The organism is Flavobacterium arcticum (assembly GCF_003344925.1).
Classification (GTDB): domain Bacteria; phylum Bacteroidota; class Bacteroidia; order Flavobacteriales; family Flavobacteriaceae; genus Flavobacterium; species Flavobacterium arcticum.
Genome location: NZ_CP031188.1, coordinates 2,356,132 through 2,371,132, shown reverse-complemented (window position 1 = coordinate 2,371,132; position 15,001 = coordinate 2,356,132). Strand labels below are relative to the sequence as shown.

Below are 15,001 nucleotides of genomic sequence, written 5' to 3'. Positions count from 1 at the left end.
ATGAAAGCAAGTTATAAAAAATATACACTCAACTTTAAACGCCCTAGCGGAACTTCGCGGGGCGTTTTGACTGAAAAGGAAACTTGGTTTATTATTCTTGAACAAAATGGTAAGCGCGGAATAGGGGAGTGTGGCATATTACGTTCGCTTAGTATTGATGACAGACCCGACTATGAAGAGAAGCTAAAATGGACGTGTGATAATATTCATTTGGGGGTAGAACAATTATGGCAAGAATTGATAGAATTCCCTTCAATACAGTTTGGAGTTGAAATGGCTTTTCATTCGTTAGAGAGTGAATCACCCTACCTTTTATTTCCTTCAGATTTTACAAAAGGAAAGAAAAATATTTCTATTAACGGTTTGGTTTGGATGGGCGATGAGCAGTTTATGAAGCAGCAGATAGAGGAAAAAATACAACAAGGTTTTAATTGTATAAAATTAAAAATTGGAGCAATCGATTTTCAAAAAGAACTCGATTTATTAGCTGCTATTAGAGCTAATTTTGATGCTGAAACTATCGAAATTCGTGTAGATGCTAACGGCGCTTTCGGTGCAAATAATGCTTTAAGTAAAATAATACAATTATCTGAATTTAAAATACATAGTATAGAACAGCCGATTAAAAAAAAGCAGTATGACAGCATGTCAGTACTATGTTTAAGTGCCCCAATACCCATTGCTTTAGATGAAGAGTTGATAGGTGTGTTTGGTAATGATGATAAAAAGGCGTTGTTACAAAAAATAAAGCCACAATACATTATTTTAAAGCCTAGTTTGGTAGGTGGTTTTCATGGTACACAAGAATGGATTACAATAGCCGAAGCATTAAATATTGGTTGGTGGGTAACCTCAGCGCTAGAAAGCAATATAGGGTTAAACGCTATTGCGCAGTGGACGTTTTTGAAAAACAGTCCAATGCCACAAGGGTTAGGTACGGGTGGTTTATATACTAATAATTTTGCTGCACCTCTAGAGGTTTTTAGTGGTACATTGCGGTATAATCCCGAAGTTAATTGGAGAGTAAATTTATAAATGTTAAAGTAATGTTGTTTAACATAACTATTTTGTTTCTTATGTCATATTGTAGTAATTTTAGTAAAGCTAGAATTGTAAATTTATCTCTGGTATAATCATTATTATTTCTTTAGAAGCGAATAACTGAAATAATCATTTAAAATTGTTGATTATTTAATGATCTGTTATAGAATAATTAGCATTATAAACCATTTTTAGTTTGTAAATTTAGCGTACATAAACAACAATTAATATACTATTGCTATGGAACGTTTAGTGCACTATGAATCAAGTGTTAATGCAAGGGATACAGTATCTTTTGAGAAAGCTGCTATTGAATTTGAGAAAGAAACCAAAAGAGAGGAAGTGCTTTCCTGCAATCAATTGATTAAGAATCTTTTAAAAAATAATTTAAGACTACTTAAATTAAATGATATAAGAAGTGTTTTGCTGTTTTAATGATCCAAATAGCTTTTTTTAATTGTATTATAATAACTTTTAATACTTACCACTCAATAAAGCACCGCCTATAGGTATTTTAGTATCTAAATTTAGCTTCTTTAGCATTTCATAGGTGGTACAAACGGCTGCAGAGGTAACAGGTATACCAATTTCTTTCTCAATAGCATCTATAGCTTCAAGAGAGGGCATTTGTACACAAGCTGAAGCTACAAGTACATCTACGCCTTCAAGATTCAGTTTTTTGTAAATATCCAAGAGGTTCATTGGGTCTTGAGCTGCGACTTCTAAATTATCAGGTATTTCGAGCGCAATAAAGTCTACCACCTCAAAGCCTTGATGTTCTATATAGTCTACCACCATTTGTGTAAGTGGCTTCATGTATGGTGTTATTACAGCCACTTTTTTAGCCCCTAATACTTTTAGCCCGTTTATTAATGCACCTGCACTAGTAACGATAGGTGTAGGGGCATCATTTTTTACAGTTTCTTCGTGTAAATTAGTTTCGGATACGCAGTGATAACCACGCCCCATACTCATGATGGCTACAAGGCAGGCATAGCCCATAACATCTACACGGGCATCGCTCAGTTCTTGTGCGCATTTTAAGCTTTGAGCATCCATTGCTTCTAGCTCTTCTTTAGTCACTTTTTTCATTCGCATTCGACTAGAGTGGAATGTAAATCGCTCTGGTGTTATGGTTTCGCGTGAGTGTAAAAGTGCTGGTATCTCAGTCTCCATTGTTATGTTAGAGCTGGGTACTATTTGTCCTATTTTGTATCGTTTAACTGACATTACTTAAAGTATAGCTTTAGTTTATTATTTTCTTATAGTACAATTTTGTAGGCTGTAAATGACTCTTAAATATCCTTAGAATCTACAATAGTATTTGTAATTGTACCAATACCTTCTACAGTAGCTTCTACAATATCACCAGGCCACATAAAAGCTTGTGGGTTTCTACCTGCACCTACACCAGCAGGTGTACCTGTTGCTATAATATCGCCGGCTTCTATAGTGAATACTGTACTAATATCATTAATTAAATCATTGATATTAAAAAGCATAAACTTAGTATTTGAGTTTTGACGCTCTTCTCCGTTCAACTTTAATGAAAGATTTAAATTGTGTGGGTCTGCTACTTCATCGGCAGTAACAAGAATAGGTCCCATAGGAGCAAAGGTGTCTTGTCCTTTAGACACTATCCATTGCCCAGAACGACGGCAATCTCTTGCGCTAATATCGTTTATAACACTATAACCATATACATAGTCCATAGCGTCTTTTTTAGGTACGTTTTTACCTCTTTTACTTACTATTACAGCAAGCTCAACTTCATAATCCAGTTGTTTAGTGATGTCTTGATTATGAACGATATTTTCTCCTGTACCTGTAACTGCTGTAGGTGGTTTTGAAAAAATAACAGGTTGTTGTGGTAAATCTTTAGAAGTATCTAATGTACGTGCCGATTCGGCAACGTGCTCTGTATAATTTAATCCAATACCTATAATGTTTTTTCTAGGTTTAGGTATTGGCGCCATAAGTTTAGCACCCGCAAGCGATACAGAACACTTTTTTAACTCCTCAGTTGTAGCAGTGGCTATAAGCGTTGTAGCTTTTTCAATACCTTCTTTACCAAGATCGATAAACTCGAGCATAGTAGCAGGTAATGCATTGTTTTTAAGTTGCCCTAATTGCTCTGCATTTATAATAACATCATCTTTTATAAAACCTAGCTGATGTGTAGTATCATTTATTTTGTAAGTAACTAATTTCATTTTTTAAGTTTGTGTGTTATGCTTATTATTAAGTTGTGTTTATTGTATTTGAACTAATAACTGTGACTGAATCCTGTAAACGTGATTTACTCAACAGTTTGATATCCGTCAGGGTGTGTTTTTTCTTGGTACAATCCTAGTGAAGTAATAACTGGTAAATCATTAAACGAGAATAAACAAGCATCTTCTGTTTCAGATAAGTTTACATGTTCATGATATACCCATGATGGAACGCAAAAAATATCGCGCTCTTTCCAGTCAAAGCGTTTCCCGCCTATTATTGAGTAACCTTTTCCTTTGGCACATTGATATACAAAAGATCCTGTATGTTTGTGTGCCTTAGTGTGTTCGCCTGCGCGTAATAGTTGCATAGACGCCCCCATAGTTTGCATTACATGACCTCCAGTAGCAGGATTAGTGTACTGCATTAAAATACCATCAAAAGGCGAACCTTCGTGCACTTGGGCAGCTTCTAATAAGGCAGGATATACTTTTTTCCATGAATATTTAAATAGGGGAGAGTAAGGTTTATCCCATTCTTGGTCGGCAGGTACAAGCCCCACACCACCATAAACTAATGGTGAAAAATTTTCAGGTGCTGTAAGCTCTTGTTTACCATCTAGTACTGCATAATCATTAGCTTCTAAGGCGTTTATTAATGGTATATCTAACCCATCTTGCCAAATACAGGTTTTACCATCTTCTGCAACACCATGCTCGTGCCAAGTGCTGTTTGGGGTAATAACAAAATCGTTTACCTCAAGCGTTATTCTATTACCATCTACAACGGTATAACCACCTTCGCCTTCCATAATAAAACGGAGTGCAGCAGCTTTGTGTTTATGTGCAGGAGTACTTTCGCCAGGGCGTGTTACCTGTATACCAGTATATAACCAGCCCACAGCGGCACTTACATCCTTACGCTTATCATTAACAAGATATACCACACGACGCCCTGCTTGCTCTGGTGTTACCAGTTCTGACGATTTTATTACAAGACTACGTAAATCATCATATTTCCACAACATTGGTATAGATGACGGGCGGGGTTCCCAAGGTTCAATATCATTAGCAACTGTCCATAGCGCTCCTGCGCCAAGATTTTCTAATTCTTTATAATAAGCTTCTAGTTCTGGAGTGTCTTGTACTCTAGCACGACCTATTACACTATCATCATGTTTTGTTTCCATACTAAGTTTAGTTTATAGTAGTTAGCAAAATTTATTTTTCTTCGGATGTATCACCATCCATAAAAGTAATATTCTTCTTTGGCGCAGTATTTACGCGTAAGTCAAAAATATCAAAGCGGTTGTAATGCCCTAGTATATCGTGCATTTGCTTTGGTTGTATACATTTAGATAAATCAATATCAGCATATACAATACCTTCATCATCAATAAGCGGTTCTCCTATAGTAGCTCCATTAGGACCAAGAAAACCAGTAAAAGCACTATTTTTACGTGTCAATAATTCCTCTGCGTTAGGTACGTCTTCCTTCATTTCGTCTATAATCTCTTTTGTGATAGTAGAACAGGACACTATTGTGAATAGTTTACCTTCAAAAGAGTGCGCTGCCGCGCGTATTTTTATAGCCTCTGCCATATTATAATCTGGCGGAGCAACTGGTAATGAAATATAATTAGCTACATGTATTAATTCGCCTTGTGAAAGCAGCGCATAGCGTGCCAAGGTATTGGTATTCTCTCCACAAGCTAATGTTCCTATAGGACCAATCTCTGTGTTATATACTTTAAGTGACGAACCATCGCCACCTGTCCATGTTAATTTTTCTGCCCAAGTAGGTACTAACTTGCGGTGCTTGCCTATTAGTTTTCCTTTATTATCTATAATAAGGTTGGTGTTATATATTTCGCCCATACTTTGCCCGCGTTCATTAACACCAATTACCACATGGCAATTATGTTCTTTTGCAGCTTCGCAAAGTCTGTCTGTTTCAGGACCTGGTACCGTTATAGAATTTAGATATAACTTTTCATACCATTTGCTACCCTGTATAGGTGTCATAATCCAGTTCCAGTAGGGATAGCCTGCTACAAATACTTCAGGAAATGCTACTAACGAAGCCCCATTTCTTGCTGCTTCGGCTATTATAGCACACGATTTTTCTACCGTTGCATCTACATCAAGAAAAACAGAAGAAGCTTGTACTGCGGCAGCTTTAAATTTTGGTAAATCTAACATTGATTATAAATTTTAAATCATACCATCGAACTGTATTCGTGGTACTATTATTTTTATCACTATTAAGTAATAATATATTTTTCTAATATTGTACGCATATCATCAGGGAATCCGCTTGCTTTTATGCCTTTTCTATCATCTGAAAACTCTACACGAACTAGGGTTACTTCTCCTTCAAGACAAGTAGAACCATCTTCATGTTCAAATTTAAACCCACAATGCATAGAAGCTCCACCAAGATTCTTAATCCAAAGAGACTTTGTTAGTTCATCGCCTAATCGTGCTGCTTTTTTAAATTGTATTTTTAAATCGACGGTAGGTATTCCGCCTGTTTCATGTAAATTTTTGAAAGGCATATTTAAAGCCTCTTCATAAAAATCTTCTACTAAGCAGTTCAACATCTCTAAAAAGCGAGGATAAAAAACTATCCCTGCATAATCTACATGCTGAAAGCGTACTTTTTCTTTTTTTATAAATGCGTTTTCCATTACGCTTGTATTATTTTTTTAAGTTTAAATCGTTGAATTTTTCCTGTCTCTGTTTTTGGTAATGCTTCCATATAACATATCTTTCGCGGATATTTATAAGGTGCTGCCGATGCTTTAAACCAGTCTTGTATTTCTTTTGTAAATACATCGTTAGCCTTGTCCTTTTCTTTAAGTACTATATAAGCACATACTAGCATACCGCGTTCCTCATCAGGTATTCCTACAACAGCACACTCTGTAATGGCATCGTGCATTAGTAACACATTTTCTACCTCTATTGCCGAAATATTATAACCTGACGAGATAATCATATCGTCGCCACGTGCTACAAACCAGTAATAACCATCTTCGTCTTTACGGAAAATATCTCCTGTAATATTCCATCCGTTTTCTACATATTTTTGCTGTCGCTCTTCATTAGCTAGGTATTTACAGCCTGTAACGCCACGCACGGCAAGCCGTCCTGCTTCTCCTGTAGGGGCTTCATTACCTTTAGCATCTACAATTTTGGCTTCATATCCACGAATAGGCAAGCCTGTGGCTCCTTTTCGCATCGTTTCTTCGTTCGAAGATATAAAGATATGGAGTATCTCGGTAGCACCAATACCATCTATTATTTTTAATCCTGTGGCATCGTGCCAGTCATCCCAAACTTTTATTGGTAATGTTTCACCTGCCGATACACATTTTCGTAATGACGAAATATCATAATCAACTACCTTAGTAGTAATTACACGCCAAGCAGTAGGGGCGGTAAAACAAATCGTTACCTTATAATCTTGTATTGCTTGAAGCAATGAATCAGGCGATGGTTTTTCTAGTAAAAAAGTAGATGCCCCAAAATAAAATGGAAACAATACCAATCCGCCAAGTCCGAAGGTAAAACCAAGTGGCGGGCTGCCTATAAATACATCTTCTGTTGTGGGCTGTAACGAATATTTAGGGAATGCCTCACATATCAATAAAATATCTTTATGATAATGCGCTGTCATTTTAGGTTTCCCTGTAGTACCCGATGTAAAACCGATTATCGCAACCGAATCTGATTTTGTAGTGTAGTTATTAAACGTTTTGGGTTTATTACCCATTAAAACCTCTAGTTTTGAAGTTCCTTGTCCAGTACCATTAAAAGAAATAACATGCTTTAAAAAAGGCGATTTTACGGCAAGTATATCATCTTCGAGTCTATAATCACTAAAGGCATGCGATATTTTGGCACTTTCAGTCATTACGCTAAGTTCTTTTTCGCGTAACAAAGGCATCGTTGCTACTACAACTCCGCCAGCTTTTAATATACCAAACCAACAGGCTACATACATAGGGTTATTAGCTGAACGTATCAATACTCTGTTTCCTGAAACAAAACCAAGATCGTCTTTTAATACATGTGCAATTTGATTCGCTTTTTCATATAAATCGTTATATGTCCATGTAATATCAAAAGTGCGAATAGCAACTTTATCTCCATTGCCTTCAGCAATATGTCTGTCTAGTAATTGCTCTACACAATTTAAGTTATCAGGAAATTCAAAATCTGAATGCCCTGTAAAACACTCTGCTTGTAATGAAGCGGGCGGTAAATTATCATGCGTAAAATTATCGTCGTAATGTTTCATCACTTTGAGTGTTACTTTTTATGCGTTAATGGTTTCAATGCTTTTTTCATGTTTTCAGCATTTCTACGTTGTCCCGCTATATATGGGTACAAGTGAGGTGTTGCCGACATATATGGTTTAGGTATTCCTAGCTCTTCTAAGTTTTTAGCCTTATGCTGTTCATAAGCTTGTGCATTACGCACAAAATAAGGATCTAATAACAGTGTTTTACCTAATGCTACTAAATCAGCACGACCATTAAGTAATATAGTGTTAATTTGATCTATATCTTGTATGTATCCTGCGGTAATAGTAGGTACATTTACCTCATTACGTACCATATCAGAGAATGGTGTTTGCCACATTCTACCAATAGCTGGTTTTTCATTTTCTACAGTTAATCCTGTAGATACATTTATTATATCTGCCCCAACTTGTTTAAAAGCTTCGGCAATAGCTAGGACATCATCTTCTGTTATACCATTTTCAGCCCAATCAGATGCCGAAATACGTACAGACATAGGCTTTCCTTTTGGGAATATTTCTCGCATGGCGTTAAATACTCGTAATGGGAATTTTAATCGGTTTTCGATACTTCCACCAAACTCATCCGCTCGAATATTAGTTAATGGAGATAAGAAAGAGGCTAATAAAAATCCATGATGCGCCTGTAGCTCTATCATATCAAAACCTGCTTCATCTGCATTTTTAGCAGCGTTAACAAACTCAGCAGTTATAGTATCCATATCAGCTATAGTCATCTCTCTAGGAATAGCCATGGTATCACTAAATGGAATAGGGGAAGCTGATAGTAATTCCCAAGCATTATCGATAGCTTTATTTTTAGCATCCCAATAAAATTGCATTGCGCCTTTTCGACCAGAATGCCCAATTTGTACCCCTATTTTAGCAGTACTATTTTGATGTACGAAATCAACAGTTCGTTTCCATGCAATAACCTGTTCTTTAGACCATATGCCTGCACAGCCTAAAGTTATTCTACCAGTAGGAGATATGGCAGTAGCTTCGGTTAAAATTAGACTCAAACCACCTGTAGCGCGCGAACCATAATGCATTAAATGCCAGTCGTTAACCAAGCCTTCTTCAGCAGAATATTGCTCCATCGGGCTCATTACAATACGGTTGTCAAGCGTCATATCTCGTAATGAAAATGGTGTGAATGCTGCTGTTGTATTAGGGTTTTTATTCCCTTCTTTCTCGTTAAATTCTGCCAGTACTTTTTGAGTAAACAAAGCATCGCGCAAACCTAAGTTTTCGAAAGTTACTTTTTTAGCACGTGTCATGGTGCTAAAAGCAAACTTCATAAAATCGTGTTGCATGTGCCTATCCATATGCTCAAACCAGTCAAGCGATACGTTAGCAGCGTGCTGTATCATTTCTACACGATTACGGCGTAGTTTTTCGTAATTTTCAAAAACAGCGGGTATATCATTTGTATGTTTTATTACTGAATCGGCTAGTGCAATAGCGCATTCCATAGCCAGCTTAGTACCCGAGCCTATAGAGTAGTGCGCCGTAGCCTTGGCATCGCCTAGTAATACTATATTGTCTTTATGCCAATTTTTATTAGTAACGGCAGGAAATTGTCTCCAATGTGAATGATTAGATATTAAACCGTGTCCGTCTAACTCTTCTTTAAATAGTTCTGATAATTTGGCAATGGTGTCTTCTTCATTGGTAACATCAAAACCAGCTTTTTGCCATGTTTCGTCTGTAGTTTCAAATATCCACGTACTCATACCTTCTTCATATTGGTAGGTATGGGCTACAAATGTACCATAAGGTGTACTTCTGAAAAAATAGGTAAACGCATCCAATGGGCGAGTAGAACCCATCCATACAAAGCGATTGCTTTTCATTTGTACTTCTGTGCCAAAATCGTCAGCATATTTCTCGCGGATGTTACTATTTATACCATCGGCAGCCACAATAATATCAGAATCTGAGAATTGAGATAAATCTTTTACATTAGCTTCAAAATTGAGGTTAACACCTACCTCTTTACAACGTTGCTGTAATAATTGTAATAAGGTTTTACGCGAACACCCACAAAAACCGTTACCGGTAATGCGTACTTTTTCGCCATCGCGTGCCACATCCAGTTCGTCCCAATAGGCAAAGCGACTGCGAATGAGGTCATACGAATCAGGGTCTCGGGTAAGGAATTCACTTAGGGTTTCATCAGAGAATACTACGCCAAAACCAAAAGAATCATCGGCTTTGTTACGTTCGTAAACACTTACATCATAATCAGGCATTGCCTTTTTCAAAAGAATGGAGAAATATAAACCTCCGGGACCTCCGCCTATTACTGTTATTTTCATTGTGTTATATTGGTCTTTTTATTGAAAAAATATCTCCCAAACCTGAGTAGTTAGACCCTGCTAATCGGGCAACAGGTTTGTAGGTTTCCATGTTTATTTTAAAGTCATCTAGCAGTATCAATTCATCTATATGAATCATTACAATCCTGCCTATCATTATTGTAGCACCACCGTTTTGATGCCCTTCAAGGCTGTAATGGTGTACCAGTTCGCACTCCATACTTACAGGGCTTTCCTGTACTCTGGGTGGTTTTATAACTACTGATGGCGCAGGAGTAAGCCCTGCAAAATCGAATTCGCTTTCGTTAGGAGGTAAGTTTGCCGAAGTATCATTCATTTTCTCGACAAGGTCTACCGTTGCTAAATTGACTACAAATTGCTTTGTGGCAAGTACGTTATTAAGTGTGTCTTTGTTTTTGTCGCCCGTGCGTACAGTAGAGAACATAATATGTGGCGGATCGTCGCCTACCATATTAAAAAATGAAAACGGGGCAAGGTTGGTTATCCCTTCTTCGCTGATGCTGGATACCCATGCTATGGGGCGCGGAATTATAGCTCCTGACAGGATTTTATAGATGTTTCTTTGACTTGTTTGCGACGGGTCAATTTGCATATACTTTGTATTTCTTACAAATTAAAGAAATTTTATTAGGTATATGTAAATTATATGCTAACTAAATTGCATTTTTTTAATTTTTCTGCAAACGGGATTGCGGATATTGTGGAACGCAGATAACACGGATCAGGCAGATGAGCACAGATTTTTGTTGAATAATTATTTATCACTTATACTTCTTAATTCACTTAATACAATATTACCTTCTTCAAATAGAGGAAGTAATAAAGAAGAACTATTTTCGAAATTTCTCATTTCTTCATGTAGCATAAAAATACCTTTATTAGTAAGTATATAAAATATTATATAGTCTTTTACAGGTAGTGGCATCTTTATAGCAGGTTTTTGTTCTACTATATAGTTTTCCGCTAATTCTACGAATTTTTTAGCAGCAAAATTAACATTAGTGTGTTGCCCTCCTCCGATAATACCTCCTCCAGAACTTAAATAGAGGCTTGCATCTCCATTTTTAAAAGAAACAATTGTAGCAATGGTATTATCATCTATTCCCCAATCCATTACTATACCATAAACAACTATGGAATCTTCCGGAATATCAATGCCCAATTGTTCAGGTTTAACAGTAAGTGCTCCATTTCTCATTTCATTATAAGAATTATCTTCTTTAAGAGATGCTTCTGCGGATTTTCCCTCTTCTTTTTTGCTATTGGATTTTCCTGAACAACCAAAGAGTGAAGAAAGACTCGTTAAAAAAATAAAAATTAAAGATGGTTTTGGAATATTCATATTTCTCATATTAGTTTAAATCTTCTCCTGTAACTCTTTAATCTCATCTCGCAACTTAGCAGCTTGTAAAAAGTCAAGGTCTTTAGCGGCTTTTTCCATGCTTTTACGCTTTTCGCGTATCAGCTTTTCTATATCGCCTTTAGCCATATAGGTAGTGTCGGGTTCGGCAGCAACTTTTGGGCTACTGTCATAATTATAAGCCACACTATTCCTACCCAGTGAGTTTTCTATTTTTTTGTTTAATGCCATAGGCACTAATCCGTGTTCAATGTTATAGTTATGCTGTTTTTCGCGTTTGTAGGTGGTATCATCCATAGTGCGTTGCATACTGTCGGTAATTTTGTCGGCATACATTATGGCTTTACCGTTCACGTTACGTGCCGCACGCCCAACGGTTTGCGTTAATGAGCGTGTACTACGCAAAAAGCCCTCTTTATCGGCATCCAGTATTGCTACTAATGATACTTCAGGTAAATCTAACCCTTCTCGTAGTAAGTTTACCCCAATTAGTACATCGAATATTCCTTTACGTAAATCTTGCATAATTTCTACCCGCTCTAGTGTATCTACTTCGCTGTGTATGTATCGACAGCGTATTGACAATTTCGTAAGGTATTTGGCAAGCTCTTCCGCCATACGTTTGGTAAGTGTGGTTACCAATACACGCTCGTCGAGTTCTACACGTTGTTGTATTTCTTCAATAAGGTCGTCTATCTGGTTTAGGCTGGGGCGTATTTCTATAATAGGGTCAAGTAATCCTGTAGGTCGAATTATCTGCTCTACATACACACCACCGCTTTTTTGCAGCTCATAATCGGCAGGAGTGGCACTTACATAAACCACTTGGTTTTGCATGGCTTCAAACTCCTCAAATTTTAAAGGGCGGTTATCCATAGCCGCAGGCAAGCGGAAACCATATTCAACCAAGTTTTCCTTACGGGAACGGTCGCCGCCATACATGGCGTGTACTTGGCTAATGGTTACGTGGCTTTCATCAATAACCATTAAATAATCGTCAGGGAAGTAATCCAGCAAACAGAACGGACGTGTACCGGGTTGCCTCCTGTCCAGATAACGTGAGTAATTTTCGATACCCGAGCAGTAGCCTAGTTCGCGTATCATTTCGAGGTCAAAATTGGTACGTTCTTCAAGGCGTTTTGCTTCGAGGTGTTTGCCTATTTCTTTAAAATAATCGACTTGTTTTACTAAATCCTGTTGTATTTCCCATATTGCCCCCTGCAATACATCGGGGCTTGTTACGAACATATTGGCAGGGTAGATGTTTAGTTTTTCATATTTCTCGATTACCTGTGATGTTTTTGCATCAAAAGCTTCGATTTCTTCGATTTCATCGCCAAAAAAATGAACACGGAACGGGTCGTCAGCATAACTTGGGAAAACCTCAACAGTATCGCCTTTTATACGGAATGTACCTGGTAAAAAGTCAGCTTCCGTACGGGAGTATAAACTTTGTACTAAACGGTGCAGTAGTTTGGTACGGCTTATTACTTGGTCACGCTCTATAGAAACTACGTTTTTTTGAAACTCGACAGGGTTACCAATACCATATAAACAGGATACTGATGCGACTACAATTATATCTCTACGCCCTGAAAGTAGGGAAGAGGTCGTGCTAAGTCGCATTTTCTCTAGCTCTTCGTTTATCGAAAGGTCTTTTTCTATATATAATCCGCTAACGGGTATGTAGGCTTCGGGTTGGTAGTAGTCGTAGTAGGATACAAAATATTCTACGGCATTATTCGGGAAAAACTGTTTGAACTCACTATATAACTGGGCAGCCAGTGTTTTGTTGTGTGCCAGTACCAGTGTGGGTTTTTGTACCTCTTCTATAACATTTGCCATAGTAAAGGTTTTACCTGACCCTGTAACCCCTAATAGTGTCTGGAATTTTTCTCCTGTATCGATGCCTGCGCTTAGTTGTTTTATTGCCGTAGGCTGATCGCCCGTAGGTTTATAATCTGATACTACCTGAAATTTCATATTTTCTTTTCGTGCTTTAGAACAAAGATAGCGAATAGTTTATAGTTGTAGTAGTCAGTTTTAAGTAACAGTAAATGGTTTTTTAGTCAAAGCACTCCATAAGTAATAAGTTACCCTCACGATGTTCTATTGTAACAATACCATCGTTTAAAGCTTCGTTGCTACTGCCTGTGCGATGCCCTATGGTTAAGGCTTCATCATTAAGCGGATATTTTAGGTTTTTTGTTATAATACCTTCTGCTTTACCAATGGGTATTAGTGATATTGGTGTAGCAGCAGTGTACCATTTTTCGAACTTTTTAGGAAGTTGAAAAATTTTGCTGTGATCGTCTAGCATTACAATTTTTAATTTTTCGCGATAGCGTACTATATTCGTAATATTAGTAATAGTATGGTCAGCACGACGTCCTGTTGCCCATATTACATTTACGGCAGGAAAACCACGATTTATAAGATAATCAAAGGCTTTTTCGAGATCGGTTTTATTTTGATCAGGTGTATGTACTATTTCAAGTGGGTATTGCATGTCGCGATACTGTTCAGGGTCAAAATCCCGATCAAAATCACCTAGTAGAACATCTATTTTAATACCTAAGTTTATCACGCGTTTTATAGCGCTATCTAGCACAATAACTAAAGGTGACCACTCTAGTAATTGCCCCATGAGTTCTTCACTGCATTCGGCCCCATTAGCTATTATTAATGCGGGTTCTTGGTCGTCGCGTACTATGTGGTGAGATGACATATTTGTTTAGTTTTTGTAAAAATAATACAAATAAAATTCTATATACTATAACGGCTATTACCAATTTATTGATAATAGCCGTTTTTTTGATACAAAAGTATTTTGAATAGTACTATTTATTGTACAGTATATTGTATATAATCTACTTCTGAAATATGGAAATAACCGTAAGGATAGTTATTTGTATTTGTTTGGTTTACAAAGTTTCCGCGAACAGCAGCAGGAGTTGTTTGGAATGGTCCGCTACCAGCTCCTCCTTCTATAATGGTAATAACTAATTCCATATAGTCATAATACCTTCTAGATGTTCCTGCTAGTCTAATATCTAACACATCACCTGTTTCTAAATCATCATCAATATAAAGTACCGACATTAAGTTACCATTGTTAAACTCATCATCTAGTGCAGTATATTCAGGATAAGGATATATATCGGTGTCAAATCGTGCTAGATAATAATTTTCTGTTATAGCATCATCTTGAAAAAACACTTCGATTTCCATAGAACTACCATCAAAACCACTTTCGTCGTCTTGTGTTATATTTTCTATACTAGGCACAGGATACATTTTTTCGGTAGCTATATATGTTTCGCCGTCATATATAACGGTGAGTTCATAATTATTATTTATAATAGGTTCAAAGTTAGTACATACATATTCTCCTGTACCCAGTACTGTTTCAACAAAGTTAAAAACAGCTCCGTTATCAGTATTAACAATAAAAACGGTTGCATCTGAAACAGTAGGTACTGTGGTTTCGTAATAACCAGCAGAGGTTGTAAGTTTTACTACTTGCTCATTACCAGTTGTACCTTTAACCCATATTATAGACGCATCTATTACAAGTTTTGGGTCTTCGGTATCTAAATCAAGATGAACTACTTCTTCACACGAAATGAAGAGTATAGTAGTTACAAATAATAAGATGAGTTTAATATTTTTCATAGTTATATATTTGAAATCCTTTTCTTCGATTTTATATTATTTAATCGAAGAAGAGGGGTGT

At 36.9% G+C, this 15,001-nt stretch carries 14 protein-coding genes; 2 read left to right on the top strand and 12 right to left on the bottom strand.

The features are described from left to right. Both DVK85_RS10715 and DVK85_RS10710 read left to right on the top strand, forming a co-directional pair. Entirely contained in the window at nucleotides 1-1,035 is a 1,035-nt protein-coding gene (locus DVK85_RS10715) for an o-succinylbenzoate synthase (protein ID WP_114678434.1), read from the top strand. 246 nt (nucleotides 1,036-1,281) lie between these two features. Then, nucleotides 1,282-1,476, top strand: a complete 195-nt coding sequence (locus DVK85_RS10710) for a hypothetical protein (RefSeq protein WP_114678433.1) — start codon at nucleotides 1,282-1,284, stop codon at nucleotides 1,474-1,476. Between the two features lie 39 nt (nucleotides 1,477-1,515). Here DVK85_RS10710 and DVK85_RS10705 read toward each other — a convergent pair whose 3' ends face one another. The 12 genes from DVK85_RS10705 to DVK85_RS10650 all read right to left on the bottom strand — a co-directional run bounded on the left by DVK85_RS10705 (nucleotide 1,516) and on the right by DVK85_RS10650 (nucleotide 14,940). After that, nucleotides 1,516-2,271 carry a maleate cis-trans isomerase family protein gene (locus tag DVK85_RS10705; RefSeq protein ID WP_114678432.1) on the bottom strand — a complete coding sequence of 252 codons (756 nt, stop codon included), beginning with the start codon at nucleotides 2,269-2,271 and terminating at the stop codon, nucleotides 1,516-1,518. Between the two features lie 65 nt (nucleotides 2,272-2,336). Continuing rightward, on the bottom strand, nucleotides 2,337-3,254 hold the full coding sequence (locus DVK85_RS10700; RefSeq protein WP_114678431.1) for a fumarylacetoacetate hydrolase family protein: 918 nt from the start codon (nucleotides 3,252-3,254) through the stop codon (nucleotides 2,337-2,339). 86 nt (nucleotides 3,255-3,340) lie between these two features. Next, on the bottom strand, nucleotides 3,341-4,444 hold the full coding sequence (locus DVK85_RS10695; protein ID WP_114678430.1) for a cupin domain-containing protein: 1,104 nt from the start codon (nucleotides 4,442-4,444) through the stop codon (nucleotides 3,341-3,343). Between the two features lie 31 nt (nucleotides 4,445-4,475). Further along, nucleotides 4,476-5,456, bottom strand: coding sequence for a carbon-nitrogen hydrolase family protein (locus DVK85_RS10690; RefSeq protein WP_114678429.1), 981 nt, complete (start codon nucleotides 5,454-5,456; stop codon nucleotides 4,476-4,478). Between the two features lie 62 nt (nucleotides 5,457-5,518). After that, nucleotides 5,519-5,944, bottom strand: a complete 426-nt coding sequence (locus DVK85_RS10685; RefSeq protein WP_114678428.1) for an acyl-CoA thioesterase — start codon at nucleotides 5,942-5,944, stop codon at nucleotides 5,519-5,521. After that, nucleotides 5,944-7,560 (bottom strand): AMP-binding protein, encoded by a 1,617-nt coding sequence (locus DVK85_RS10680; RefSeq protein ID WP_114678427.1) that lies wholly within the window; start codon nucleotides 7,558-7,560, stop codon nucleotides 5,944-5,946. Before DVK85_RS10680 ends, DVK85_RS10685 begins: the two co-directional genes overlap by 1 nt. A gap of 11 nt (nucleotides 7,561-7,571) precedes the next feature. Continuing rightward, nucleotides 7,572-9,884: an oxidoreductase gene (locus DVK85_RS10675; RefSeq protein ID WP_114678426.1), complete on the bottom strand. Its 2,313-nt coding sequence runs from the start codon at nucleotides 9,882-9,884 to the stop codon at nucleotides 7,572-7,574. A gap of 4 nt (nucleotides 9,885-9,888) precedes the next feature. Next, on the bottom strand, nucleotides 9,889-10,497 hold the full coding sequence (locus tag DVK85_RS10670) for a flavin reductase family protein (protein WP_114678425.1): 609 nt from the start codon (nucleotides 10,495-10,497) through the stop codon (nucleotides 9,889-9,891). Between the two features lie 162 nt (nucleotides 10,498-10,659). Next, a complete protein-coding gene (locus DVK85_RS10665) occupies nucleotides 10,660-11,247 on the bottom strand; it encodes a hypothetical protein (RefSeq protein WP_114678424.1) in 588 nt (195 codons plus the stop codon). A 15-nt stretch (nucleotides 11,248-11,262) separates the two neighbouring features. Continuing rightward, nucleotides 11,263-13,248, bottom strand: coding sequence for an excinuclease ABC subunit UvrB (gene uvrB / locus DVK85_RS10660; RefSeq protein WP_114678423.1), 1,986 nt, complete (start codon nucleotides 13,246-13,248; stop codon nucleotides 11,263-11,265). 82 nt (nucleotides 13,249-13,330) lie between these two features. Next, the gene (locus DVK85_RS10655; RefSeq protein WP_114678422.1) at nucleotides 13,331-13,993 is read right to left on the bottom strand and encodes a thiamine diphosphokinase; all 663 of its coding nucleotides are present in this window, start codon (nucleotides 13,991-13,993) and stop codon (nucleotides 13,331-13,333) included. A gap of 116 nt (nucleotides 13,994-14,109) precedes the next feature. Beyond that, on the bottom strand, nucleotides 14,110-14,940 hold the full coding sequence (locus tag DVK85_RS10650) for a DUF4249 family protein (RefSeq protein ID WP_114678421.1): 831 nt from the start codon (nucleotides 14,938-14,940) through the stop codon (nucleotides 14,110-14,112). Between the last annotated feature and the right edge of the window lie 61 nt (nucleotides 14,941-15,001).